General features: G+C 60.7%; 18 protein-coding genes. 8 read left to right on the top strand and 10 right to left on the bottom strand.

The features are described 5' to 3' along the window. Positions 1-150: 150 nt before the first annotated feature. Complete coding sequence (locus QMK55_RS04480; protein ID WP_320328737.1) at positions 151-906, top strand: spermidine synthase; 756 nt, start codon at positions 151-153, stop codon at positions 904-906. A 110-nt stretch (positions 907-1,016) separates the two neighbouring features. On the opposite strand, the gene QMK55_RS04475 is transcribed toward QMK55_RS04480, so the two are convergent. Then, the gene (locus QMK55_RS04475; RefSeq protein WP_102354026.1) at positions 1,017-1,808 is read right to left on the bottom strand and encodes a crotonase/enoyl-CoA hydratase family protein; all 792 of its coding nucleotides are present in this window, start codon (positions 1,806-1,808) and stop codon (positions 1,017-1,019) included. Between the two features lie 422 nt (positions 1,809-2,230). On the opposite strand from QMK55_RS04475, the gene QMK55_RS04470 reads away from it, so the two are divergent. Beyond that, positions 2,231-3,904 carry a DEAD/DEAH box helicase gene (locus tag QMK55_RS04470; RefSeq protein WP_008088238.1) on the top strand — a complete coding sequence of 558 codons (1,674 nt, stop codon included), beginning with the start codon at positions 2,231-2,233 and terminating at the stop codon, positions 3,902-3,904. A 116-nt stretch (positions 3,905-4,020) separates the two neighbouring features. On the opposite strand, the gene QMK55_RS04465 is transcribed toward QMK55_RS04470, so the two are convergent. Then, on the bottom strand, positions 4,021-4,788 hold the full coding sequence (locus QMK55_RS04465; protein WP_102354025.1) for a DODA-type extradiol aromatic ring-opening family dioxygenase: 768 nt from the start codon (positions 4,786-4,788) through the stop codon (positions 4,021-4,023). 103 nt (positions 4,789-4,891) lie between these two features. Between QMK55_RS04465 and QMK55_RS04460 the strand changes: the two genes are divergently transcribed. Then, complete coding sequence (locus QMK55_RS04460) at positions 4,892-5,548, top strand: thiopurine S-methyltransferase (protein ID WP_102354024.1); 657 nt, start codon at positions 4,892-4,894, stop codon at positions 5,546-5,548. A gap of 199 nt (positions 5,549-5,747) precedes the next feature. On the opposite strand, the gene htpX is transcribed toward QMK55_RS04460, so the two are convergent. Together htpX and QMK55_RS04450 are read right to left on the bottom strand one after the other, a co-directional pair. Next, positions 5,748-6,635 (bottom strand): protease HtpX, encoded by an 888-nt coding sequence (gene htpX, locus QMK55_RS04455; protein WP_007964827.1) that lies wholly within the window; start codon positions 6,633-6,635, stop codon positions 5,748-5,750. A 304-nt stretch (positions 6,636-6,939) separates the two neighbouring features. Then, positions 6,940-8,151: a pyridoxal phosphate-dependent aminotransferase gene (locus QMK55_RS04450; RefSeq protein WP_025113152.1), complete on the bottom strand. Its 1,212-nt coding sequence runs from the start codon at positions 8,149-8,151 to the stop codon at positions 6,940-6,942. Positions 8,152-8,374: 223 nt separating this feature from the next. On the opposite strand from QMK55_RS04450, the gene msrB reads away from it, so the two are divergent. From msrB to QMK55_RS04435, 3 genes are all read left to right on the top strand, one after another. Then, the gene (msrB, locus tag QMK55_RS04445) at positions 8,375-8,770 is read left to right on the top strand and encodes a peptide-methionine (R)-S-oxide reductase MsrB (RefSeq protein ID WP_102354022.1); all 396 of its coding nucleotides are present in this window, start codon (positions 8,375-8,377) and stop codon (positions 8,768-8,770) included. 101 nt (positions 8,771-8,871) lie between these two features. Further along, positions 8,872-9,357, top strand: coding sequence for a glutathione peroxidase (locus QMK55_RS04440; protein ID WP_102354021.1), 486 nt, complete (start codon positions 8,872-8,874; stop codon positions 9,355-9,357). Then, entirely contained in the window at positions 9,354-9,815 is a 462-nt protein-coding gene (locus QMK55_RS04435; protein ID WP_102354020.1) for a MarR family winged helix-turn-helix transcriptional regulator, read from the top strand. The genes QMK55_RS04440 and QMK55_RS04435 overlap by 4 nt, the downstream gene beginning before the upstream one ends. On the opposite strand, the gene QMK55_RS04430 is transcribed toward QMK55_RS04435, so the two are convergent. Continuing rightward, on the bottom strand, positions 9,799-12,120 hold the full coding sequence (locus QMK55_RS04430; RefSeq protein WP_102354019.1) for a response regulator: 2,322 nt from the start codon (positions 12,118-12,120) through the stop codon (positions 9,799-9,801). The two genes, QMK55_RS04435 and QMK55_RS04430, sit on opposite strands and share 17 nt — an antisense overlap. Before the next feature lie 166 nt (positions 12,121-12,286). Here QMK55_RS04430 and QMK55_RS04425 point away from each other — a divergent pair, with 166 nt between their 5' ends. Together QMK55_RS04425 and QMK55_RS04420 are read left to right on the top strand one after the other, a co-directional pair. After that, positions 12,287-13,177, top strand: a complete 891-nt coding sequence (locus QMK55_RS04425) for an ATP-binding protein (protein ID WP_102354018.1) — start codon at positions 12,287-12,289, stop codon at positions 13,175-13,177. Further along, positions 13,174-13,656 (top strand): GAF domain-containing protein, encoded by a 483-nt coding sequence (locus QMK55_RS04420; protein WP_102354017.1) that lies wholly within the window; start codon positions 13,174-13,176, stop codon positions 13,654-13,656. The genes QMK55_RS04425 and QMK55_RS04420 overlap by 4 nt, the downstream gene beginning before the upstream one ends. Here the strand turns inward: QMK55_RS04420 and QMK55_RS04415 are convergent, their stop codons facing one another. The 5 genes from QMK55_RS04415 to QMK55_RS04395 all read right to left on the bottom strand — a co-directional run bounded on the left by QMK55_RS04415 (position 13,657) and on the right by QMK55_RS04395 (position 23,830). Further along, positions 13,657-16,602, bottom strand: coding sequence for an HD domain-containing phosphohydrolase (locus tag QMK55_RS04415; protein WP_320328736.1), 2,946 nt, complete (start codon positions 16,600-16,602; stop codon positions 13,657-13,659). Between the two features lie 48 nt (positions 16,603-16,650). Then, the gene (locus QMK55_RS04410) at positions 16,651-20,295 is read right to left on the bottom strand and encodes a transporter substrate-binding domain-containing protein (RefSeq protein ID WP_102354015.1); all 3,645 of its coding nucleotides are present in this window, start codon (positions 20,293-20,295) and stop codon (positions 16,651-16,653) included. Between the two features lie 8 nt (positions 20,296-20,303). Beyond that, positions 20,304-20,930, bottom strand: a complete 627-nt coding sequence (locus QMK55_RS04405; RefSeq protein ID WP_102354014.1) for a response regulator transcription factor — start codon at positions 20,928-20,930, stop codon at positions 20,304-20,306. Between the two features lie 331 nt (positions 20,931-21,261). Further along, the gene (locus QMK55_RS04400; protein ID WP_320328735.1) at positions 21,262-22,590 is read right to left on the bottom strand and encodes a deoxyguanosinetriphosphate triphosphohydrolase; all 1,329 of its coding nucleotides are present in this window, start codon (positions 22,588-22,590) and stop codon (positions 21,262-21,264) included. A gap of 76 nt (positions 22,591-22,666) precedes the next feature. Beyond that, positions 22,667-23,830: an EAL domain-containing protein gene (locus tag QMK55_RS04395; protein ID WP_320328734.1), complete on the bottom strand. Its 1,164-nt coding sequence runs from the start codon at positions 23,828-23,830 to the stop codon at positions 22,667-22,669. Positions 23,831-23,942 lie beyond the last annotated feature (112 nt).

Below are 23,942 nucleotides of genomic sequence, written 5' to 3'. Positions count from 1 at the left end.
GGTCTCTAATTGGTTCTACGCACGGGAAGCCCATGGTAGCAGCAATTAGTGCGTGACCTGCTCCCGCCCCATCGCCGACAATCGCCGCTTTGCCACGGCGCCTGAGCGGTGCCATCGCGTCACCGCGCCCGGTGACCATCAGGAGACGAAATGACTGAGGAGCGCGTCGAGCTGTTGCTCGCCGAGGTACAGGATGAGTACGGCGTGATTCGCGTGCTGGAAGTGGCCGATTACCGCTTTCTGGAGTTCGGCGATGCGATCGAGCAGAGCTGCGTGTTTACCGCCGATCCGAGCTGGCTGGAATACGACTACACCCGGGCGATGCTGATCGGTGCGTTGTGCCATGAACAGCCGGAGAGTGCGCTGTTTCTCGGCCTCGGTGCCGGCACGCTGACCCAGGCCTGCCTCAAGTTCCTGCCGCTGGAAGACGTCGAAGCCATCGAACTGCGCCCTGATGTACCACGGCTGGCCATCGAATACCTCGGGCTGGATGACGATCCGCGCCTCTATATTCGCGTCGGCGATGCGCTGGAACTGCTGCCGACGGCCGAGCCTGCGGATCTGATCTTTGTCGACCTGTACACTGATGTCGGTCCAGGTGTCGGGCATCTGGCCTGGAGTTTCCTCGGTGACTGTCAGAAACGCCTGAATCCGGGTGGCTGGCTGGTGATCAACCAGTGGGCCACCGATGACGGCAAACCACTGGGTGCCGCGTTGTTGCGCGGGCTCTACCACCGACATTACTGGGAGCTGCCGGTGAAGGAGGGCAATGTGATTCTGATTGTGCCGGCGGATCTCGATCAGGCGCTGGACATGCAGGCTCTGACGGCCCGTGCTGAAGCGCTGGCGCCGAAGTTGGGGTATTCGTTGCAGTCGTTGATCAACAGTATTCGCCCGGCCACTTGAGGCTGTTGCCTTGCTGGCCCTATCGCGAGCAGGCTCACTCCTGCATTGAAATGCGTTCCCTTGTAGGAGTGAGCCTGCTCGCGATGGCGTCATAACAGGCGCCAAACGTTTCAGATCCCTTTGAAAATGCCAGGTCGCCGCTCCACCAACGAGCGCACCCCTTCCTTCGCATCTTCACTCGCCAACAACTTCTTCACCAGCGCCGGCAACCCTTGCGCCGCCGCTGTCTCACCCTCATACCTTGCCTGCCGCGCTGACATCAATGTCGCCTGCACGCCCAACGGGGCCTGCCGGGCAATCCGCTCAGCCAATTCAATCGCCCGGGGCAACAGATCCTCACTGGCCATCACTTCCTGTACCAATCCCAGGTGCAACGCATCGTGCGCATCAAACTCATCGCCGGTCAGCAACCAGCGCATTGCATTGCCCCAGCCGGCGATTTGTTGAAAACGTAACGTCGCGCCACCAAACGGAAAAATCCCACGTTGCACTTCCATCTGCGCGAAGCGGGTATTGCTCGCGCACAGGTTGATATCCGCTGCGAGCATCAACTCGATACCGATGGTCAGGCAGTAACCCTGCGCGGCGACAATCACCGGTTTGCTGACCCGTGGCCCGACGAAAACGCCCCACGGGTCGCAACCACCGGTCGGAACCTGCCAGCCCTCGGCCAGCGCAGAACTTGCATTCACCAAATCCAGACCGGCGGTAAAGTGCTCGCCATGCCCGAATACAACGGCCACCCGCGCCTCGCTGTCGGCCTCGAATTCACCGTAGGCCAGGCTCAGCTCGTTGAGCAGGTCGAGGTCGAACGCGTTGCGTTTGGCGGCCCGGTCGAGGCCGATCAGGTGGACATGACCACGACGTTCACGGCTGACGCGGCCGGGGCAGGGCTGATTCATGGGAAATCCTCGGGCGGGAAGGGCGGGTGCAGCGACGGTATGCCGCACATCGGTGAATCGTTTAAGCGTCATCGCTCGCAGGGCCGGGCCTTTGAAAAATAGACCTTCGCACGATTATCCGCAAAACCCCGTTACACCGCGGTGACACACGGATTCAGACGATAAAAAAAGCTCCCTTTTTGGGCAAAATCCGGTATAGTGCGCGCCGGCCTTTAACCGGGCCGCGTTTAGGTAGCGCAATTTCCCGAAGTCAGCTTCGGCTGCACGTCCGCATTGCGGGCTCTTCCCGGACGATTCTTTTTTTCATTCATTCGTTTTCGCAAATCCCCGCCGACAAAGCTGCCAGGGCGACTCTTGAGTCTCAACACGGCATGCGCAGCTTTGGAGCATGGGTCTTTGCGGATGCACTTAGAGGCAGACCCATGACCCAGGAAACCGGCGGATTCGCCGCTTTTAATCTTAACCCGAATATTCTTGCAGCCGTCGCAGCGACCGGCTACGAAGAGCCTTCGGCGATTCAGCAGCAATCGATCCCGATCATCATGGCCGGCCAGGACATGATTGGCCAGGCGCAAACCGGTACCGGTAAAACCGCCGCGTTCGCACTGCCTATTCTGCACCGCATCGATCCTGCCAAGCGCGAACCGCAAGCCCTGATCCTGGCGCCAACTCGAGAGTTGGCGCTGCAAGTAGCAACCGCTTTTGAAACCTACGCCAAGCAAATGCCTGGCGTCACCGTTGTCGCCGTTTACGGCGGCGCGCCGATGGGCCCGCAACTGAAAGCAATCCGTAATGGCGCACAGATCGTTGTCGCCACTCCGGGCCGTCTGTGCGACCACCTGCGTCGTGACGAGAAAGTTCTGTCGACCGTGAACCACCTGGTTCTCGACGAAGCTGACGAAATGTTGAAGCTGGGCTTCATGGATGACCTTGAAGTCATCTTCAAGGCTCTGCCAGCGACCCGTCAGACCGTTTTGTTCTCGGCTACCCTGCCGCAGTCGATCCGCGCCATTGCCGAACGCCACCTGCGCGATCCGCAACACGTGAAGATCCAGACCAAGACCCAGACCGTTACCGCGATCGAACAGGCTCACCTGTTGGTTCACGCTGACCAGAAGACTTCGGCGGTTCTCAGCTTGCTGGAAGTGGAAGACTTCGACGCGCTGATCATGTTCGTACGCACCAAGCAAGCGACCCTGGATCTGGCCAGTGCCCTGGACGCCAAAGGCTACAAAGCCGCGGCGCTGAACGGTGACATCGCCCAGAACCAGCGTGAGCGCGTTATCGACTCGCTGAAAGATGGCCGTCTGGACATCGTTGTGGCGACCGACGTTGCTGCTCGTGGTCTGGACGTTCCGCGCATCACTCACGTGTTCAACGTTGACATGCCGTACGACCCAGAGTCCTACGTTCACCGTATCGGCCGTACTGGCCGTGCCGGTCGCGAAGGTCGTGCACTGCTGCTGGTGACTCCACGTGAGCGCCGCATGCTGCAAGTGATCGAGCGTGTAACCGGTCAGAAAGTGGCTGAAGTTCGCCTGCCGGACGCTCAAGCCGTTCTCGATGCGCGCATCAAGAAACTGACCAACAGCCTGTCGCCGCTGGTTGCTGATGCCGAATCGACTCACGGTGAGCTGCTTGATCGTCTGACTGCAGACATCGGCTGCACTCCGCGTGCTCTGGCTGCAGCCCTGCTGCGCAAAGCCACCAACGGTCAAGCGCTGAACCTGGCTGCTATCGAGAAGGAACGCCCACTGGTGCCGAACAACGCACCGCGTGGCGACCGTCCTGAGCGCACCGGTGATCGTCCTGATCGTGGTGATCGCGAGCGTCGCGCGCCAATGCCTTTGGGCGAAGGCCGTGCTCGTTGCCGTACCGCGCTGGGTGCGCGTGACGGTATCGCCGCGAAAAACCTGCTGGGTGCCATCCTCAACGAAGGTGGTCTGGCCCGTGAAGCGATCGGTCGCATCCAGGTGCGTGACAGCTTCAGCCTCGTCGAGCTGCCGGAAGATGGTCTGGACAAACTCCTGACCAAGCTGAAGGACACTCGTGTCGCTGGCAAGCAGCTGAAACTGCGTCGCTACCGCGAAGATTGATCCGCCCCCGGGCTGATTGATCGAACATAAAAAATCCCCGACTGGTTCGGGGATTTTTTTTGCCTGTCTTTTGGGTCGCCACCCCCCCTGTGGGAGCGAGCCTGCTCGCGAATGCGTCAGCCGAAACGATAAATATCCATACCCAGCGCCCCCATGGTGAACCCCTGGTGCGCCACGCTGAACTCACCCCCGGCACCGCGCGCAAAATACAACGGCAGCAAATGCTCGTCACTCGGATGGCTGCGTACCGCGTTCGGCGCCTGCTGACGATAATCGTGCAGTGCCGCCTCATCGTCGGCCGCCAGCTTCTCGATCATCCAGTCACGGAAGTCCCGTGCCCACGGCTCGACGCTTTCCGGGCCGGCGTGCCAGTCCAGTTCACGCAGGTTGTGGGTAATGCTGCCCGAGCCAATCAGCAAAATGCCCTGATCGCGCAGACTCGCCAGCGCTTGCCCTACGCGGGTTTGCAGCGCTGGGCCGCCGCGACTCGGCAGCGACACCTGCACTACCGGGATATCCGCCTGCGGATACATCAGTGACAGCGGGACCCACACGCCGTGATCGAACGGTCGTTGCGGATCGAGGCGTGCTGGCAGATGGGCAGCTTGCAGCAATTGGGCGACTTCGGCCGCCAGTTGCGGATCGCCCGGTGCCGGGTATTGCACGTCGAACAGGGCGCGCGGGAAGCCGCCGAAGTCGTGCCAGGTTTCGGGTTGCGGGTGGCTGCTGACCACCAGATCGTGGCTTTCCCAATGTGCGGAGACGATCACGATGGCTTGCGGTCGGGGCAGCTCGGCCGCCAGACGCCTCAGGGCCGGGCCACTGGCGCCTGGCTCCAGAGCAAGCATGGGTGAGCCATGGGAAATAAACAGGCTGGGAAACATGATGGGTTCCTGAGCGGTAAGATGGCTTCATCTTCAGTCAGATCATTGATCTAAATCTAATATAAGTTTTAACGCCTTTTGATCGAATTTATTGGAGGGATACATGCAGCCTGAGTTTTGGCACAAGAAGTGGGAATCCAATCAGATCGGCTTTCATTTGCCAGAAGTGAACCCGTATCTGCAGCGCCATTGGTCGCAACTGACCCTCCCGACCCAGGCGCGAGTGCTGGTGCCGTTGTGTGGCAAAAGTCTGGACCTGTTGTGGCTGGCCGGGCGTGGTCATCCGGTACTGGGGGTTGAGTTGTCGCAGAAGGCCATCGAGGACTTTTTCAACGAGCATCAGGTAACGCCACGGGTCAGCGACAAAGGGCCGTTCAAGGTCTATCACGCTGACGCCATCGAGTTATGGTGCGGTGATTTCTTCGCATTGACCGCAGACGATGTGGCCGATTGCGCGGCGCTGTATGACCGGGCGGCACTGATTGCCTTGCCGCCCCCGATGCGTGAGCGTTACGCGGCGCAGCTGCAGCGGATCCTGCCGCCGACTGTGCAAGGGTTGTTGATCACGCTGGATTACGATCAGGCGCAGATGTCCGGGCCGCCGTTTGCGGTGGGTGATGATGAGGTGCAGCGTTTGCTGGGTGGTGTCTGGCAGGTGCAGAAGCTGGAAGAGCAGGATGTGCTGGGGGAGAGCTGGAAGTTTCTTCAGGCGGGTGTGACGCGGCTGGAGGAGCGGGTTTACCGCGTTTCTGCTCGATAGATTTTTGCTGGCAGCGCCGGCCCTATCGCGAGCAGGCTCACTCCTACAATGATTCGTGGTGAGTCGCGAAGTGCGTGGGCGCCACAGAACACTGTGGGAGGGGGCTTGCTCACGAAGAGGCCAGAACAGGCGCCGCATAATCCCGAGTATAAAAAAGGCCCGCATCGCTGCGGGCCTTTTCTTTACTGCATCAAACCGATCAACCGCGACGACGCAGGGCGTCAATACGCTCTTCCAGCGGCGGGTGGCTCATGAACATGCGGGCAAAGCCCTGCTTGATGCCACCGTTGATGCCGAAGGCGTTCAGGGTGTCCGGCATGTGCACCGGCAGGCCCTGTTCGGCGCGCAGGCGTTGCAGGGCGCCGATCATCGCGTTGGTACCGGCCAGGCGTGCGCCGGCTTCGTCGGCACGGAATTCGCGTTTGCGCGAGAACCACATGACGATGGCGCTGGCGAGGATGCCCAGTACCAGTTCGGCGAAGATGGTTGCCACGTAGTAGGCGATGCCCTGGCCTTCTTCGTTCTTGAAGATCACCTTGTCGACGAAGTTGCCGATGATCCGCGCAAAGAACATCACGAAGGTGTTCACCACGCCCTGGATCAGTGCCAGGGTGACCATGTCACCGTTGGCCACGTGACCGATTTCGTGGGCCAGTACGGCCTTCACTTCGTCCGGCGAAAAGCGCTCGAGCAGGCCCTGGCTGACCGCAACCAGTGCGTCGTTCTTGTTCCAGCCGGTGGCGAAGGCGTTTGCTTCGTAGGCCGGGAAAATACCGACTTCGGGCATCTTGATCCCGGCTTCGCGGGACAGTTGCTCGACGGTTTGCAGCAGCCATTGCTCATGCCGGGTACGTGGCTGGCTGATGATCTGGGTGCTGGTGCTCATCTTCGCCATCCACTTGGAGATGAACAGCGAGAACAGCGAACCGGCGAAACCAAAGACCGCACAGAAAACCAGCAGCTGACTGAGGTTGAGATCAACCCCGTTGGCCGCCATGAACCCGTTGAAGCCGAACAGGCTCAGGGTGATGCTGGCTATCAGCACGACCGCCAGGTTAGTGGCCAAAAACAGCAGGATGCGCATCATGGTTGTAGAAATCTCCTCAAGCTAAAGATGTAGCGTACTGCGGGGTATATAAGGTGCGGCACCGGGTGATTCAACCGAGTGACTATTTCAAACTGTGTCCTACAGCGGATTCCGTGGCCTGCAGGTCATTCCCCACGAGCGAAACCGAAAGGGATGACAGACAGCCGCCACCCGCCAGCATTACGTCAGATGCGTGCAAGCCACATGAATCGCAAGTGTAGAAGGCGCGGCGAGGCGGGGAGGGCAGAAGTGTTGCTGAATCAGACAGTGCGCAACGTTCGGGCCGTTGCGCACTGTTGACCGGTTACTGGCGGTAGGATTTGAGGAAGTTGCCGATGCGTCCGATGGCCATCTCCAGGTCGTCGACACGCGGCAGGGTGACCACCCGGAAGTGATCCGGCCACGGCCAGTTGAACGCTGTGCCTTGCACCACCAGCAGCTTCTCGGAGAGCAGCAGGTCAAGCACGAACTTCTCGTCGTTGTGGATTGGGCAGACCTTCGGGTCGATCTTCGGGAACGCGTACAGCGCGCCCATCGGCTTGACGCAGCTCACGCCCGGAATGTCGTTGAGCAACTCCCAGGTGCGGTTGCGCTGTTCCAGCAGGCGACCCTGCGGCAGCACCAGATCATTGATGCTCTGATAACCGCCCAGGGCGGTCTGGATCGCGTGCTGACTCGGCACGTTGGCACACAGGCGCATGTTGGCCAGCATGTCGATGCCTTCGATGTAGCTCTGGGCATTGTGTTTCGGCCCGGAGATAGCGATCCAGCCCGAACGGAAACCGGCCACGCGGTAGGATTTGGACAGACCGTTGAAGGTCAGGCACAGCAGGTCCGGGGCCAGCGAAGCGGTGCAGATGTGCACGGCGTCGTCGTAGAGGATCTTGTCGTAGATCTCGTCGGAGAACACCACCAGGTTGTGCGCGCGGGCGATTTCCAGCATGCCCAGCAGCACTTCCTTCGAATACACCGCGCCGGTCGGGTTGTTCGGATTGATGATCACCATGGCTTTGGTGTTCGGGGTGATCTTGGCCTTGATGTCGGCCAGATCGGGGAACCAGCCGGCACCTTCGTCGCACAGATAATGCACGGCGTTACCGCCGGCCAGGCTCACGGCGGCGGTCCACAGCGGGTAGTCCGGCGCTGGCACCAGCACTTCGTCACCGTTGTTGAGCAGCGCCTGCAGCGACATCACGATCAGTTCGGACACGCCGTTGCCCAGGTAGATGTCTTCGATGCCGACACCTTCGACATTTTTTTGCTGGTAGTACTGCATCACCGCTTTACGGGCGCTGAACAGACCTTTGGAGTCGCTGTAGCCCTGGGCGGTCGGCAGGTTGCGGATCACGTCCTGGAGAATTTCGTCCGGCGCCTCGAAACCAAACGGTGCCGGGTTGCCGATGTTCAGCTTGAGGATGCGCTGGCCTTCCTCCTCCAGACGTTTGGCGTGCTTGAGCACCGGGCCGCGAATGTCGTAGCAGACGTTGGCGAGCTTGTTCGATTTGCTGAACTGCATGGCGATGTGATCCCGAAAATGAACGATCCAGACGGTGGATGGCCAACCGTGCTGGGATTCCTGCGTCTTCGCACAGGCGGAGTCTTGCGCCGTGGCGCCGAGAATCCGTTTGAATGCGCCCGGTCTGGCTGCCAGACTGGCGTGTGACGAGGCGCAATCATACGTGCCACCCGATCCGTGGAAAAGATACAGATCGGGCTTTTTCAGCCACTGAGGTGTGATGATGGAAAAGTTGGAAAAAACCCTGGAAGAATGGCGTGCGATGCTCGACCCCGAGCAGTACAACGTTTGCCGACTCAGTGCCACCGAGCGCCCGTTCTCCGGTAAATACAACGCCACCAAAACCGATGGCGTCTATCACTGCGTCTGCTGCAATGAAGCGCTGTTCGACTCCGGGACCAAATTCGATTCCGGCTGCGGCTGGCCGAGCTTCTACGCGCCGATTGGCGAAAGCGCCATGACCGAGATCCGTGATACCACCCACGGCATGATTCGCACCGAGGTCAAGTGTGCCCGCTGCGATGCGCATCTGGGCCACGTGTTCCCTGACGGTCCGCCACCGACCGGCCTGCGTTATTGCATCAACTCGGTGTGCCTGAATCTCGAGCCACGCGAGTAATCGAACGGGCGACCTGCGGGTCGCCTTTCGGATAATTAAATTGCACGCAATTTAATTGCTCGCTATGTTTGGTCTTTCCCGATAACCCGCGGAGCCGACCCATGAGCGACAACCTGCTGAATATCCCTGTCACGAACATCAAGGGTGAGCAAAAGACCCTTGCCGAATACGCCGGCAAGGCGGTGCTGGTGGTCAATACCGCCAGCAAATGCGGTTTCACCCCGCAATACAAAGGTCTGGAAGAACTGTGGCAGACCTACAAGGATCAGGGCCTGGTGGTGCTGGGCTTCCCGTGCAATCAGTTCGGCAAGCAGGAGCCGGGCAACGAGGGCGCAATCAGCGAGTTCTGTGAGCTGAACTACGGCGTGAGTTTCCCGTTGTTCAAGAAGATCGACGTCAACGGTGCCGACGCGCATCCGCTGTTCGTGCAGTTGAAAAAGCGCGCCCCGGGTCTGCTTGGCTCCCAAGGCATCAAGTGGAACTTCACCAAGTTCCTGATCGGCAAGGATGGTCAACTGGTCAAGCGTTTCGCTCCGGCCACCAAGCCGCAGGACCTGACCAGCGAGATCGAAGCATTGCTCAAATGAACAGCCTGCCCGTCGATTCGCTGAAGCTCGACAGCCAGTTGTGTTTCAAGTTGTACGCCGCGTCCCGGGCGGTGATTCGTGCCTACAAGCCGATGCTCGATCAGCTCGGCCTGACCTACCCGCAGTACCTGGCGATGCTGGTGCTGTGGGAATGGCAGGACAGTGCGCCGGAGCAACCGACGGTCAAGGCGCTGGGCGAGCGCTTGGTGCTGGATTCCGGCACCCTGACGCCATTGCTCAAGCGCCTCGAGCAACTGCAGTTGGTGCAGCGCCGGCGTTCGGCGCGCGACGAACGTGAAGTCCACCTGAGCCTGACAGCGCAAGGGCAGGCGCTGCGCGAGCAGGTCGGGCCGCTCAAGGCCCGATTGTTGTGCGACAGCGGGGTAGACCTCGATCGGCTCAACGATTTGCGCAACGGTCTCGATCACCTGCTGGGGCAGATCAAAGCGCTGTCGTAGTCGGGATCCACTGGTCGAGCAGGGCCGCCAGCTCTTCGCGGCGGAACGGCTTGGCCAGGTAATCGCTCATGCCGGCGGCACGGCAGCGCTCACGCTCCTCGGACATGGCGTTGGCGGTCAGCGCCACGATCGGCAGATGTGGCCAGCGCCCGCTCTGGCGGATCTGCCGGCTCGCTTCGTAACCGTCCATCACCGGCATGTTGCAGTCCATCAGCACCAGATCGAACTCATCGTGCTCCAGTTGATCAAGCGCTTCGGCGCCGTGGGCGGCGACCACCACGTCGCAGCCCAGCTTGCCGAGCATGCCTTTGGCCACCAGTTGGTTGACCGGATTGTCCTCCACCAGCAACACCTTGCCGCGTCGCTGAACCGGCAGGCTCTCGAGGCGTGCGTCGTTGATCGTGGTGAGGTCGGCCAGCAGGATGCGCCGCAGGGTCTGATACAGCGCGTTGCGCGCCAGCGGCCGGGCCTGTTGTTGCAGCGGGGCCAGCGCGGCGGCTTCTTCACCGGGCATGAAGCTGCCATAAGCGGTCACCACCAGGATCGGTGCGCTGAGGGTCGGGCGCAGACTGAACAGGCATTCCGGGCAATCGGTGATCACCAGGTCAGGGGACAGGCCCAGCAACGGGTCGTCCATCGAACGCTGTTCATAGGTCACGCCCCACACTGGCAGTAAGGTCTTGAGCAACTCCGCCAGCCCGCTGCTGGCGGCGGTAATCGCCAGGACCTTGCCGTGCAGCGGTGGCGGTGCGATCGCGCGGGTGTGACACGGCAGCGGCAGTTCGGCACAGAACTGACTGCCGAAACCGGCTTCGGAACTGATGGTCAGCCGGCCCTGCATGGCTTCGCACAGGTTGTAGGTCAGCGCCAGGCCGAGGCCGGTGCCGCCGTACTGACGGGTAATGCCGGCACCGGCCTGGGTGAACGGCTGGAAGATTTTCACCTGGGCTTCCTGGGCGATCCCGATGCCGGTGTCGCAGACTTCGATACGCACCCCGTCCTTGTGGGCGGACAGACGCACATCGACCCGGCCGAACCGGGTGAACTTCAGGGCGTTGGACAAAAGATTGCTGACGATCTGCCGCACCCGGGTCGGATCCCCCAGCACCAATGCCGGGAAGTGCGGGTCGATCAGGCATGTCAGCTCGACGCTGGGCGCTGCGTTCTGCGACAACAGGTTGGCGGTGTCCTCAATCAGCGAGCCGAGGTCGAACGGGATGTGTTCGAGCTCCAGCTGCCCGGCATCGAACTTGGACAAGTCGAGAATATCGTTGAGCAATTCCACCAGGACCTTGCCCGAGTCATGGGCAATCGACAGCTGTTGTTGCTGCTCGGCATTCAGTGGCCCGTCGAGGGAGAGGGCGATCATGCCCAGCAAGCCGTTGAGCGGGGTGCGGATCTCGTGGCTCATGTTGGCGAGGAACGCCGAACGCGCTTCAGCCATGTCCAGGGCGGTGCTGCGGGCCACTTCCAGCTCCTGGTTGGACTGGCTGAGCCGGGCGTTGATCGCCTTGAGCTCGGCGGTGCGCGCGGAGACGATGTGCTCCAGTTGCCCCAGGTAGTCGGTCAGGCGGTTTTCGGCGTTGCGCCGTTGCTGGATTTCCGTGGCAATGTTGTCGAACTGCTGGTTGGCAACCCGGACCAGTTCGCCGATTTCGTCGTTGGCGTGTCCGGCCGGACATTCCAGCATCGTCGGCTCTGCACTGCGTGCGTCGCGGCCGCTGAGTTCGCGGATCAGCCGCACCAGTGGTTTGGTCAGCATCACGTAGAACAATGCCAGCAGGATCCCGGTAAGGATCAGGCTGCGGGCAAACCCGTTGAGCAGGGTGATCTCTGCTCGACGCAGGAACCGGCTGCCGAACGCGTAAGTGTCGACTTCAAGGCTCAGAATGCCCAGCGATTCGTTGGGCAGGTGGTCGAGGTACAGGCGGTCTTCGAACTCGCGCTTGGCGCCGAACAGGAAGTCGCTGATCACCCGATAGCCGCTCTGCAGCTCCGGGCGTTTGACGTTGGCCAGAACGTTGCCATTGTTGTCGGTCAGTTGCGCCGAGATGATCGCCGGCGAACGCAACAGGCCCAGGGTCAGTTCCTGAGCCAGTTCCGCGTCGATGTTGTAGGCGATCCGCGACGCCGGATTGTGGCTGATTTCCAGCAAAGACAGGATTTCACGGTTGATGGAGGCGTCTTCGCTGGCATAATCGATGCCGATTTGCAGCAGGCTGAGCAGCGTGCCCAGAATGAACCCGACCAGCACAGTGAATCTGGCTTGCTTGTAAGACAGCCGGTGGGTGAATTTGATATCCATGGGGTGTTGAACCACTTCCGTTTCCCTTCGCTGCTCAAGCATAGTCGATCATGTATGGATACCGAGGTTCCCGAATCGCCTTGTAACAAGGCCTGATCGGGGATTGTTGATCTGATTGTCGTCGCTGAAGCACCATCATCACTTTGAACGTGCCCGAGGAGAAGACGTGGATTCCCGATTGAATGCTTTTCTTGAACGCGCCGAGTCGGTTCTGGCGCGGATCGAACCGCTGTTGCCGGCCCCGCGTCCCGTTATTGACTGGAACACCTGCCTGGCGGCGCGCTGGCAGCGCGATGGGCGCAGCGGGTTTCTGCTGCCGCTGGACGTCAGCCTCGACATGCGCCTGTCCGACCTGATCGGTGTCGACCGGCAACTGGAACAACTGGGGCGCAACACCCAACAGTTCCTCGACGGCATGCCGGCCAACCACGCGCTGCTCTGGGGTTCGCGCGGTACCGGTAAATCCTCGCTGGTGCGGGCGTTGCTGGCCGAGCACGCCAAGGTCGGTCTGCGTCTGATCGAGATCGAGCGCGACCACCTGGCAGACCTGCCGCGAGTAGTGGAGCAGATCGCCAAACTGCCACAGCGCTTCGTGCTGTTCTGCGATGACCTGTCGTTCGAGTCCGGCGAAGGCGATTACCGCGTGCTGAAGAGCGTGCTCGACGGCTCGCTCGAACAGGCCCCGGAAAACGTCTTGCTGTACGCCACGTCCAACCGTCGCCATCTGGTGCCGGAGAAGGAAAGCGACAACGAAAACTGGAAACGCGTCGACGGTGAACTGCACCCCAGCGAAGCGGTGGAAGACAAGATCGCGCTGTCGGATCGTTTTGGCCTGTGGCTGTCGTTCTATCCGTTTACCCAGGAACACTTTCTCAACGTCGTCGAACACTGGATCGGCCAGTTGGCGGCCAAGGCCGGCTTGAGCTGGCAGCGTGACGAAGCGCTGGATATCCTCGCCGTGCGCTGGGCAACCGGGCGCGGCAATCGCAACGGACGTTGCGCGTACCAATTCGCCCGTTACTGGGTGGGACTGAAATTGCTGGAGCACAAGGCATGATTGATTTGCAACACAGCGGCCAGGGGCTCGAAGGCTATGGCATGTTGGCTGCGCAGCTGGAGTCGCTGCTGGCGGACGAGCGCGATTTCATCGCCAACGCCGCGCAGTTTTCGGCGTTCCTGTTCAACCAGCTCGATGACCTGAACTGGGCTGGCTTCTACCTCAATCGCAACGAGGAGCTGGTGCTTGGCCCGTTTCAGGGGCAGATCGCCTGCGTGCGCATTCCATTCGGGCGAGGCGTGTGTGGCGCGGCGGCAGCCAGCCTGCAGACCCAGCGGGTCGAAGATGTGCATGCGTTTCCCGGGCACATCGCCTGCGACAGCGCCTCGAACAGCGAGCTGGTGGTGCCGCTGGTCAAGGACGGTCGGCTGATCGGCGTGCTCGATCTCGACAGCCCGAAACTGGCGCGTTTCGCTGCGCACGATCAGGCCGGTATCGAGCATCTGGCGGCGATCTTCCTGCGTCTGACCGACTGCTGATCAGGCGCTCAAGCCAGCCTTGCGCAACAGGCTGGCCGGTTCCACCGCATCGATTTGCCGTGGGTCGAGAAACCGCGCGGCGTACTGCATGTACACCCCGTCATTGATGAACAGCCCAAACAGTTCGGCATCGATGTGCGCCTCGCGGCACATGGTGGCCATGATCCCCAGTGCCTCGTTCAGGGTTTTGGCCTTCTTGTACGGCCGGTCAGCGGCAGTCAGTGCCTCGAAAATATCGGCAATCGCCATCATCCTCGCCGGCAGGCTCATGTCTTCGCGTTTCAGGCGTTTGGGGTAGCCGCTGCCGTCCATCTTCTCGTGATGCCCACCGGCGATTTCCGCGACGCTGTCCAGGTGTCCGGGGAAGGGCAGGTGGCTGAGCATCAGGATTGTCTGCACCATGTGGTGATTGATGATGTAGCGCTCTTCGCGGGTCAGCGTGCCCCGGGCAATGCTCAGGTTGTAGTGTTCGCCGCGATTGTATTTGTAACGCGGTACATCCAGCTTGAACCCCCACGGGTTGTCTTCCGGAATCAGCTCGCTGTCGGCGCGCTCGATCAGGTGTTCGGGCTTGTCCGCCAGCAGGGGTTCGCTGGCTGGCAGCGTCGGTGCCGGGGTTCGCTGCTGCCGGCGGTTTTCCTCCCATGACACGCCCAGACGATCATCGAGGGTGCGCGTCCAGCGGCGTTCGGCGATGCGCTCAAGGCGCTGCAGATCGGCCGGCGCCATGGCCTCGCCACCCAGATTGCTGCGGGCGACAAACGCAAAGTCGTCGTCCAGCTCGGTCAGTGTGGCGTCACGCCGTTCGCCCAGTTGCGCCTCGTTGCCGCCCATGGCCAGCGCCTGCCAGTAGCTGATCCAGGCATCGCGTTTGAGTACCTCGAAGCGGGTGCGGATTTCGTGGATGCGGTCGTTGAGGGTTTCCAGTTTGGTGGCTTTGTCGACGACATATTCCGGCGTCGTGACCTTGCCGCAATCGTGCAGCCAGGCGGCGATGTGCAGCGCCTCCCAATCATCTTCTTTGGGTTGGTAACTCTGGAAGGCCGGCGCCTGACTGGCGGCAGCGGCCTGCGCGAGCATCAGGGTCAGTTCGGGTACGCGCTGGCAGTGGCCGCCGGTGTACGGACTCTTGGCGTCGATGGCGCCGGCCAGCAACTGGATGAACGCGTCGAGCAGCTGCTTCTGTTTCGCCTGCAGGCGCTGGCTTTCGATGCTCACCGCGGCGGCGCCGGAGACTGCCTGGAGGAAGGCGATGCGATCCGGGCGCAGTTTCTCCAGGTCTTGTGTGGTGCCGCTGTCGTTGACCAGCAGAATCAACAGGCCGATGGTTTCGTTGTGCCGGTTGCGCAGGCGAATACCGATCAAGTGGATACGCGGTGACTGCATCGCCAGCAGCACTTTCTGCAGATCCGCGGCCTGTTCGAAGCCAAGGCCGGTCACCACGTTGTCGGCATGCGCCAACTGCTGGAACCACCCCGGCCCCTGTCCCGCCAGCAGATCCTGGCCCAGCACATTGAACTCATCCGGCTCCTGCGAGACGCCATCGATCACCAGTCCGTAGGGCTCCATCCGGTTGCCATCGCTTTCGCGCAAATAGATCAAGCCTGCCTGGGCCTGGGCGATCTGCACCGTTTCGAACAGCACCCGTTGCAGCAGCGGGACGAAGCGGGTTTCGGCGCACAGGCTGTCGGTGATGCGGAAGAAACTGGCAAGCGTGTCCTTCATGCGGGCCATCGACACGCTCAACTGGTCGACCTCCAGCACTGGCGAGCGGCGGGTGACCGGAAAGTTGAAATCGAAACTGCGGATCGCGTCGGCTTCCTTGACCAGCGCATGCAGCGGCTTGACCAGAATCCGTGAAATCAGCCAGCCCAGCGGCAGGCACAACAACAATGTCGTCAAGGTGATCAGCGCACCTTGCCAGCGCATGCGGTAAGCGTCGGCGAGCAACTCGTCCTCTGGTACCAGCAGGGCCATCTGCAGACCTTTTGGCCCACCTTCCTGCAGGTTACTGCGGGCAACGATCCAGTGGCGTCCATCAACGTCGAGTCGCTTGTCCGGGTGCGCCGAGGACAGCAATGCACGCAGAGTCGGGCTCAGGTCGGCGGCCTTGGCCAGGCGTGCGCTGCTGTCATCGACAATCAGCCGGCTGCTGTCCGGGTAGGCCACGGCATTGCCATCGGCATCGAACAGCACGATTTCGGTGGAGGGGGTGACCACGTGTTTGGTCAAGGTGGCCGAGAGCGCGGCCAGAGTCAGATCCGCACCGATCACCGTCCTTTCGCTGCTGCGTCGGGCCAGGGTGGTACCGACGTTGTGCGTGGAGAAAAACACGTAGGGTTCGGTGGTGATCTGATCGCCTTGTTGCAGGGCGTTGCTGTACCAGTTGCGGGTACGCGGGTCGTAGCGATCATCGGGGTTGTCCTGACGACCGAGCGGGTTCAACGCTTCGTCGAAGAACAACGACTGTGAAGACGCGGTGCCGCTGGCATCGTGCTCGATGCTCCAGACTTGGTAGGCCGCTGTCGGCGGCGCCTTGAGCAGTGTTTTCAGGGCGCTGGTGCGCAAGGGGCGCACCATGAAGAAGTCGCCGTTGCCATACCCCAGATACAGTGAGGCGAGGTCGGTGTTGTCCTTGAGCGACTGGCTGAAAGGCTTGAGCAGTGCCAGACGCTGTTGCAGATCCGCCGCCTCGGCCGCCTGGTTGACCGCCAGCAGGCTCAGCAAATGCCGGATCGGTTGGTAAGTGGCATGCAGGTCCAGGCGCACGTCCTGTTCAATGCGATTGAACAGGTTTTCGCTGCTCGACAGGATGACTTTGGTGGTCTGGCGATAATTGAACAGGCCCAGCACGATGCCCGTCAGCAATAGCAGAAAGGTGAACATGACGCTGATATGCACGTGCAACGGGAACCGGCGTTGATCCGGGCGCAGTGGGCTGGGCATTGCTGACTCTCCATTGAGATAAACACACTGCTCAGCGTCCAAGCATAGTTAAGGCTCGGTCATTGTGCTTTTTTCAAACGACTCCAGTTGTTGCTGCAGTGCCTGCTCCAGTTCGACCATGGCGCAGTCAGTGGCCTGGACACAGCGTACGATGACGGGGATGGGGGACGTTGGCGTGCAGGCTTGTTCGAGGGCATCGCAACAGGCGATCAGGCGCGAGGCCTGGGCGATCCGCGCAGCCCCCTTGATCTTGTGTGCAACCACTGCCAATGCTTCACGGTCATTGTGCGGGGCCAGGGCCAACAGTTCCTGGCGGTCAAGACGGCTGCTCTTGAGCAATTCGCTGAGCAGGCGCCGGGCCTGAAGCGGATTGCCGCCAGTCAACTGATGCAGACCCTGGAGATTGAATGCGGGCTCTGGCGTTACGGGCTGCAACCCGTTGACCCACTGACTCAGCGCGCTGAGGCTCAGGGGTTTGAACAGGCAATCGTTCATGCCGGCCTGCTTGCAGCGCTGCACTTCTTCAGGCTGCGCGTTGGCAGTGAAACCCAGCACGGTACAAGGGGGGCGCCCGGTGCGCTGTTCCTGCTGGCGGATGGCGGCAGTCAGTTCGTAGCCGTTCATCAGCGGCATGTTGCAGTCGGCAATCACCAGGTCGAATTCGCCGGCCTGCCACTTTTCAAACCCGCTTCGACCTTCCTCGGCAAGGCTGAAGCGGTGTCCGAGAAACTCCAGTTGCTGGCACATCAGCAGACGATTGGCGGGGTGATCGTCGACCACCAGAATATTCAGCGGCGTAAAGGATGCGCGGATCGGTGGCTCGGATTTCGTTGTGGCCACCTTGCACGGTAGCGTTTGCAGCGGCAGTGACAGGCTGATCTGAGTACCGATCCCGGGCTGGCTGCTCAATTGCAACTGGCCGCCCATCATTTCACAGAGGTTGCGGCTGATGACCAGTCCCAGTCCCGCGCCACTGCGGGCCTGCTGACGGCCGTTTTCGGCCTGGGCGAAAGGTTCGAACAGACGCTGTTGATCTTCGATGCTGATCCCGACGCCGGTGTCCTGAACCGTCAACTGAACAAGCGAACAACTGCCAGCCCCTCTGGGCAGTACGTCCAGCGTGACCCGCACCTGTCCGCGCTCGGTGAATTTGATGGCATTGCTGATCAGGTTGGAGAGGATTTGCTTGAAGCGTAACGGGTCCAGCTCCACATCGGCTTCCAGACCCGGAGGGGTGACGGTCAACGGCAGGGCGAGGTTTTTCTGGCGGGCCAGGCCATCGAAGATCCTGACCACCGACGTCACCGTTTCGACCAGATTGACCCGCTCCGGACTCAGGCTCAGGCGTCCGGACTCGATCCGGGCAATATCGAGGATATCGCCGATCAGGCCCAGCAGTTCCTTGGCCGAACAGTAGGCAGTTTCGATGGATGTGCGGTCCGGGTGTTGCTGCGTCATGCGCTTGAGTGTCAATTCAAGCATGCCGATGATGGCGTTCATCGGTGTGCGGATTTCGTGGCTCATGGTCGCCAGAAAAGTACTTTTTGCGCGGTTGGCGTTGTCCGCCTGTTCCTTGGCCGTGCGCAACTCATCGAACAGTTGGCGGCGCTCGCTGATATCGATCCAGCCGCCAATGATCCCTTGCACATCGCCGCTGGAGTCGCGGTACGGCAGGATCCAGTGATAGATCGTCAGACGCCTGCCACCGATGTGCAGCGGTCGGTCCAGCACCAATGGCGTGCCTTCGGCCACCACCCGCTGGTAATCGGCCTGATAGGCCTGCGCTTCGAAGGCATTGCTCAGGGTGCCTTGCATGACACTTTTACCGATCACGTCTTCGCGTTTGGCATTGAAGGCTTCTAGGTAGCTGTCGTTGCAACTTTGCAGCAGGCCACGACGGTCACGCACGTAGATCGGGTGCGGTGTGCCGTTGACCAGCGAGCGCATGAATTCGAACTGATCGTTCAAGGCCCGCTCGGCCGCCTGGCGCTGCTTGATCTGGCGCCGCATGTAGGCGTTCCACAACAGTGACAGCACCAACAGCAAACACGCCGCGCCAATCAGTTGGTAGAACAGTCGTTGATAGTGATTCCAGTTGCCTTGCGCAGCGTTGGAAAAACCACGCCAGCGACTGTTGATGACCCCCAGCTCCTCGGGGGTGATGCTCAGCAGCGCCTTGTCGAGGATCGACCCCAGTTCGGTGTTGTCGCGGGCGGTGGCCAGTGAAAAGGCAGCCTGGCGGGTGCCCAGGGTGGTGGTGATCTGCAACGGGTGTTCGAAGACCCGCGATGCAATCAGATAGTTGGCGATCACCAGCGAGGTGACGGCGCCATCGGCCTTGCCTTCGGCGAGCAGGGTCGCGGCACCAAAGGTGTCGGCGGTTTCGGTCAGGTGAATATTGGGGAACTCGCGGCGCAGGTAATCGGCCATGGGATTGCCTTGAGCAATTGCCAGGTACTTGTCCTTGAGCTGGGTCGGATGCGTCGGGCTGTCGGCGGCTTTGCGAGTCAGCAGGACAAACGAGTTTTCCAGATAGGGCCGACTGAATTGCAGCGTCTTTTCGCGTTGGGGGCTGGGGAGCAACGCGGCGATCAGATCGGCCTGATGCTGATTGATCTGCTCGATCATGTCGCCGTCGCTGCGGCTGCGCACCAGTTCGAAACGCATGCCGGTGCGCAGGCGCAGCAATTCGAGCAGGTCGGCGGTGATGCCCCGCAGATTGCCGTCGCTGTCAAAAAAGGTCATCGGGGCGAACGCTTCGTTCACCACGACACGCAGCACCGGATGTTGCTTGAGCCACTGCTCTTCATGATGGGTCAATTGCAGCTTCTGGTCGGTCAACAGAATGTCGCTGCCGGCGCTCCAGCGTTTGGCGATGCTGTCCCGTTCGCTGGCCGGAACGGCCCGGAGCACGGTGTTGATGATGGTCAGGAGTTGCGAGTTGTCTGCACGCACGGCAAAGCTGAAACCGTGGGCTTCCTGTTTGCCGAAATTGGCCATGCGGATGTTATTCAGATAGCCCTTGTTGATCATGTAGTGGGTGGAGATGGTGTCGCCGAGAAACACGTCGGCCTGATCGAAAGCCACCGCGTTGATCGCGTTTTGATAAGAGGGGTAAGACGTCAGGATGGCTTTGGGGTACAACGCCTTGACCTCATCCTGCGGCAAATAGTGATAGACCATGCTCAGCCGCAGTCCGGCCAGGCCTTCGGTGAGTGTGCGGGTCTCGCCTTCGCGCGTGACCAGTACCGGCTGATCGATAGCGTAGGGGATGGAAAGCAGGACCTTTGCGTTGCTCGCTTCGAAACCGTTGGCGGTACCGAGCATGTCGACCTGACCTGTTACCAGCGCTCGCAGGGCCGCGTCCCGTGAGGCAAAACGCATGACCCGGATCGGCCGATCGATGGCCCGACCTAGGAGGCCGGCGTAGTCGGCGGTGAAGCCTTCGTAATCGCGACCGCTGGCGGTCATGTCGAAGGGCGGATAATCCGGTGCGGAGGTGCCCAGTACCAGTTCGCTGCGAGTCTGCAACCACTGGCGTTGCGCCGGTTCCAGGGACACGGACAGCGTTTCGTGACCCGAACGGCTGCGCAGCACGTAATCTTGAGCCGTAACGAGTTCGGCATTTACCTGATTCGTCAGGCACAGGCTCGCGCACAATCCAGCGAGATAGATCTTTAAACGACTGGGCATTCAGGCTCTCACACTAGCGCGTTGCGTTTGGCCATCTCGATAAGTTCCACCAGGGATCTGGCTTTGAGTTTTTGCATCAGGCGTTTTTTGTAGGTGCTGACGGTCTTGTTACTGAGAAACATGCCCTTGGCAATTTCCTTGTTGGTGCGACCTTGTGCAAATAACTGCAAGACCATAAGTTCGCGGTCATTGACAGACTTGAACAATTCCAGTTCGGCATAACGCGCGTCATCGCTGCGTACCGGATTCAATGCCTGACTGGGGAAATAGTTGTAACCGGAAAGAACAGCCTTGATGGCGCTCACCAGTTCGCTCAGATCTTCTTCCTTGCATACATAACCGGATGCGCCGGACTGCATGCAGCGAATACCGAACAGCGTAGGGCATTGCGCGGTCAGTACCAGAGTCTTGAGCGGCGTGCCCATGGCGTTGAAGCGTGCGAGGACTTCCAGGCCGTCGAGTTTGGGGATGCTGATATCGAGGATGATCAGGTCAGGCATGCATTCGCGGACCATTTGCATGGCATCGACCCCGTTATCGGTTTCGCCGACAACCTTGTAACCTTCATGTTCGAGCAGCATTCGAACGGCGAGTCGGATGACGGGGTGATCATCGACAATAAAAACGGAGTTCATAATCAAATCCCATACGTGCGCGAATAAAGCGCGCACCTTAGCTCAGAAAAATGAGCGGCCGCATGAACTCGTATGGCTCTAGCGGCAATATAGGATAAGTCCTACACACTAAAGAGAAATCTACTACGATCAAACTCTGTGCCGCGTAAGGAAGTGTTGCGGTTGTTTGTTTATCTGGATGTTTTAAGTCGCTTGCGAGTGTCGCGTATTCAGCGTGCTGGTTTGAGTTTTTATTCGTTGTTCAATGGATTATCAAACACTGCAGAACCAGTTTAATTGGCAAGCCGCTCGACCGGGCAGTCGTGCTGGCCGGTCGAGCAAAGCGTCACTGTCAGTGACTGGAGCGCCCGGTCATTTCCAGCGCCATGTCACTGGCGTAGCTGTCGGTCATCCCGGCGATGAAGTCGATCATGCGCAGAAATGAAGTGTGCAGCGGTCCGTGGGGATCGGGGGCATTGTTGCCCAGCAGATCGAGAATACGCCGGCTCTTGAACGACGGCGTGCGGCCGCCATGTTGCTCCAGCGCTGCGCCGCAGAAGGCATTGAGGAGGATTTCCAGGGTGGTGTAGGCGCCGATTTCGTGCAGCGTCTTGCGCTTGTCCTGGAAAATTTTCTTGCGGGCGATGTCCTTGGCATTCAGCACGCAGCGTTTGGCCGGGCCGTGCATGTGTTCGACGAGGTCACCGTGCAGGGTACCGGCCAGCAGCGCATCCTGTTGCTCGACGAATGCCCGGGCGGCGGCATTGGTCAGGTGCTCGATGGCCTTGCCGCGCAGGATCGCCAGTTTGCGCCGACGTGAATCCAGCGGGCCGAGCTGACGATAGGTTTCCGGCAGATCGTCACCCACCAGACCGAGCAGCAGCGATTCGACTTCCGCGTACTCCAGCAGCTCCATTTCCAGGCCGTCTTCGAGGTCGATCAGCGCATAGCAAATGTCGTCGGCAGCCTCCATCAGGTACACCAACGGGTGACGCGCCCAGCGCTGGTCTTCCAGCTGTGGCAGGCCGAGCTTGTGGGCGATCTGCTCGAGCAGCGGCAGTTCGCTCTGGTAGCAGCCGAACTTGTGTTTCTTGTAACCCAGCGAGTCGGCGTGGCGGGCCGTCCACGGGTATTTCAGATAGGTGCCGAGAGTGGCGTAGGTGAGGCGGGTGCCGCCGTCGAACTGGTGATACTCAAGTTGAGTCAGTACCCGGAAGCCTTGCGCATTGCCTTCGAAATTGAGGAAGTCTCCGCGCTCGGCTTCGCTCATTGCGTCGAGCCAGCCGCGCCCGGCCGCCTGCTGGAACCAGTGACGAATCGCGTCTTCACCGGAATGGCCGAAAGGTGGATTGCCGATGTCATGGGCCAGGCAGGCCGACTGCACCACCATGCCCAGGTCGCTGGGATCGCACCAGTCGGGCAGGGCGCTGCGCAAGGTTTCACCGACGCGCATGCCCAGCGAACGACCCACGCAGCTGACTTCCAGCGAGTGGGTCAGGCGCGTGTGGATGTGATCGTTACTCGACACCGGATGCACCTGGGTCTTGCGTCCCAGACGCCGGAAGGCGCCGGAGAAGATGATGCGGTCATGGTCTTTGTGGAACGGGCTGCGGCCAAGCTCTTGTGGGCTGTGCAGCGGTTTTCCAAGGCGTTCGCGGTTGAGCAGGGTCTGCCAATCCAAGGCTGGTTCTCTCCGTCGGTGACTGGGATGACTGTTGCCCTAGCTTCCCGGTTCGGGCCCTGAGCTGCAAGCGGAACTACAGACCCGCGGCATCAATATCGATCAGCAGCAGTCGTTCGCCGTTATCGAAGAACTGGCCGGCGGTCAGGCAATACTGGTTACTGGTGGCATCGCGGTAGGTGTTGGACAGGGTCAGGCGGCGCTCCTCCCAGCCTTCGGCCAGCAAATGATAGAAGTACGGGCGCCATGACCAGTTGTGCCCCAGGTAACGGTTGTCGGCCACCCAGGCGCTCTGGCGCCACTCAAGGTTCGGCGTCAGTTGCGTGCCGTGGCGATCACACTGATAGAACCGCAGCAGCCACGGAAAAGCATCCAGCTGTGGCAGCGCACTGAGTGGTGCGTGGGCCTGAGCCCAGGCCTGGAGGATCGCCATCAGCTCGCCGAGTTGCTGGCGCATCTGCATCAAGCGCCCACGTTCGGCCAGTTTTTGGCGCACATAACGCTGGCGCAGTTCAGCAAAGCGCTGCACGAAGGCGTCAGTCGGATAGAAGGCTTCCTGCGCCCGGGCGAACAAAAAGCCCTGGACGTAACGCGACCCGCATTCCAGAGCGAAATTGAGTTGTGCCTCGGTTTCCACGCCTTCGGCAATGATCCAGCAACCGGTCTTCTCGGCCATTTGCGCGAGAGCCTTGACCACGTCACTGCTCGGCCCGCCCAACGCTGCGGCCTGAAACAGGCGCATGTCGAGTTTGAGAATGTCCGGCTGCAAGGCCAGCACCCGATCAAGCTGCGAATAACCGGCACCAAAATCATCGATGGCGATCCGTGCACCAGCCTCGCGATAACGAGTGACCACTTCGGCCAGGCGCTGACTGTTGCCGCCCAGTTCAGTGATCTCGAAAACGATGCGTTGCGGATCGACGCCGTGGCGCAGCATCTGCTTGAAGCTGGGCAGGGGCTGATCCGCGCGCAGGCGACTGATCCAGCGCGGCGACATGTTCAAGCTGAGAAACCACTCGGCGGGAGCTTCATGCAGTCGGCTCAGGGCGTTGTCGCGGATCTGGCGGTCGAGGCGCCGCAGGGCGATGGCGGGTGTGCGCGAGTCGGCGAACAGCGGGCCGACCGAGGCCAGTTGACCGTCAGCCTGGCGCAGGCGTCCCAGCGCTTCGACACCGGCAATACGTCCGGTGGCGGTATCGATGAAAGGCTGAAAGCAGGCGAGCGGTTGCCCGTCGATCACGGGGCCTCCTTAGTCGTTCTTGTTCTGGGGGAACCGCGTCAACCGGGTAGGCGCGCGGGATTGAACCTCCGGATAAAGCGGTTCAATCCCGCGGGTATTGCAAGAATGCAGC

Origin of the sequence: Pseudomonas sp. P8_229, from assembly GCF_034008635.1 — a bacterium.
In the GTDB taxonomy this organism is placed as follows: domain Bacteria; phylum Pseudomonadota; class Gammaproteobacteria; order Pseudomonadales; family Pseudomonadaceae; genus Aquipseudomonas.
This window is presented reverse-complemented; position numbering and strand designations above follow the sequence as displayed.

What these genes read in the sequence shown, in the direction of transcription:
- QMK55_RS04480 (WP_320328737.1), top strand. Translation starts at nt 151, where the DNA reads ATGACTGAGGAGCGCGTCGAGCTGTTGCTCGCCGAGGTACAGGATGAG.
- QMK55_RS04475 (WP_102354026.1), bottom strand. Translation starts at nt 1,808, where the DNA reads ATGAATCAGCCCTGCCCCGGCCGCGTCAGCCGTGAACGTCGTGGTCAT.
- QMK55_RS04470 (WP_008088238.1), top strand. Translation starts at nt 2,231, where the DNA reads ATGACCCAGGAAACCGGCGGATTCGCCGCTTTTAATCTTAACCCGAAT.
- QMK55_RS04465 (WP_102354025.1), bottom strand. Translation starts at nt 4,788, where the DNA reads ATGTTTCCCAGCCTGTTTATTTCCCATGGCTCACCCATGCTTGCTCTG.
- QMK55_RS04460 (WP_102354024.1), top strand. Translation starts at nt 4,892, where the DNA reads ATGCAGCCTGAGTTTTGGCACAAGAAGTGGGAATCCAATCAGATCGGC.
- htpX (WP_007964827.1), bottom strand. Translation starts at nt 6,635, where the DNA reads ATGATGCGCATCCTGCTGTTTTTGGCCACTAACCTGGCGGTCGTGCTG.
- QMK55_RS04450 (WP_025113152.1), bottom strand. Translation starts at nt 8,151, where the DNA reads ATGCAGTTCAGCAAATCGAACAAGCTCGCCAACGTCTGCTACGACATT.
- msrB (WP_102354022.1), top strand. Translation starts at nt 8,375, where the DNA reads ATGGAAAAGTTGGAAAAAACCCTGGAAGAATGGCGTGCGATGCTCGAC.
- QMK55_RS04440 (WP_102354021.1), top strand. Translation starts at nt 8,872, where the DNA reads ATGAGCGACAACCTGCTGAATATCCCTGTCACGAACATCAAGGGTGAG.
- QMK55_RS04435 (WP_102354020.1), top strand. Translation starts at nt 9,354, where the DNA reads ATGAACAGCCTGCCCGTCGATTCGCTGAAGCTCGACAGCCAGTTGTGT.
- QMK55_RS04430 (WP_102354019.1), bottom strand. Translation starts at nt 12,120, where the DNA reads ATGGATATCAAATTCACCCACCGGCTGTCTTACAAGCAAGCCAGATTC.
- QMK55_RS04420 (WP_102354017.1), top strand. Translation starts at nt 13,174, where the DNA reads ATGATTGATTTGCAACACAGCGGCCAGGGGCTCGAAGGCTATGGCATG.
- QMK55_RS04415 (WP_320328736.1), bottom strand. Translation starts at nt 16,602, where the DNA reads ATGCCCAGCCCACTGCGCCCGGATCAACGCCGGTTCCCGTTGCACGTG.
- QMK55_RS04410 (WP_102354015.1), bottom strand. Translation starts at nt 20,295, where the DNA reads ATGCCCAGTCGTTTAAAGATCTATCTCGCTGGATTGTGCGCGAGCCTG.
- QMK55_RS04405 (WP_102354014.1), bottom strand. Translation starts at nt 20,930, where the DNA reads ATGAACTCCGTTTTTATTGTCGATGATCACCCCGTCATCCGACTCGCC.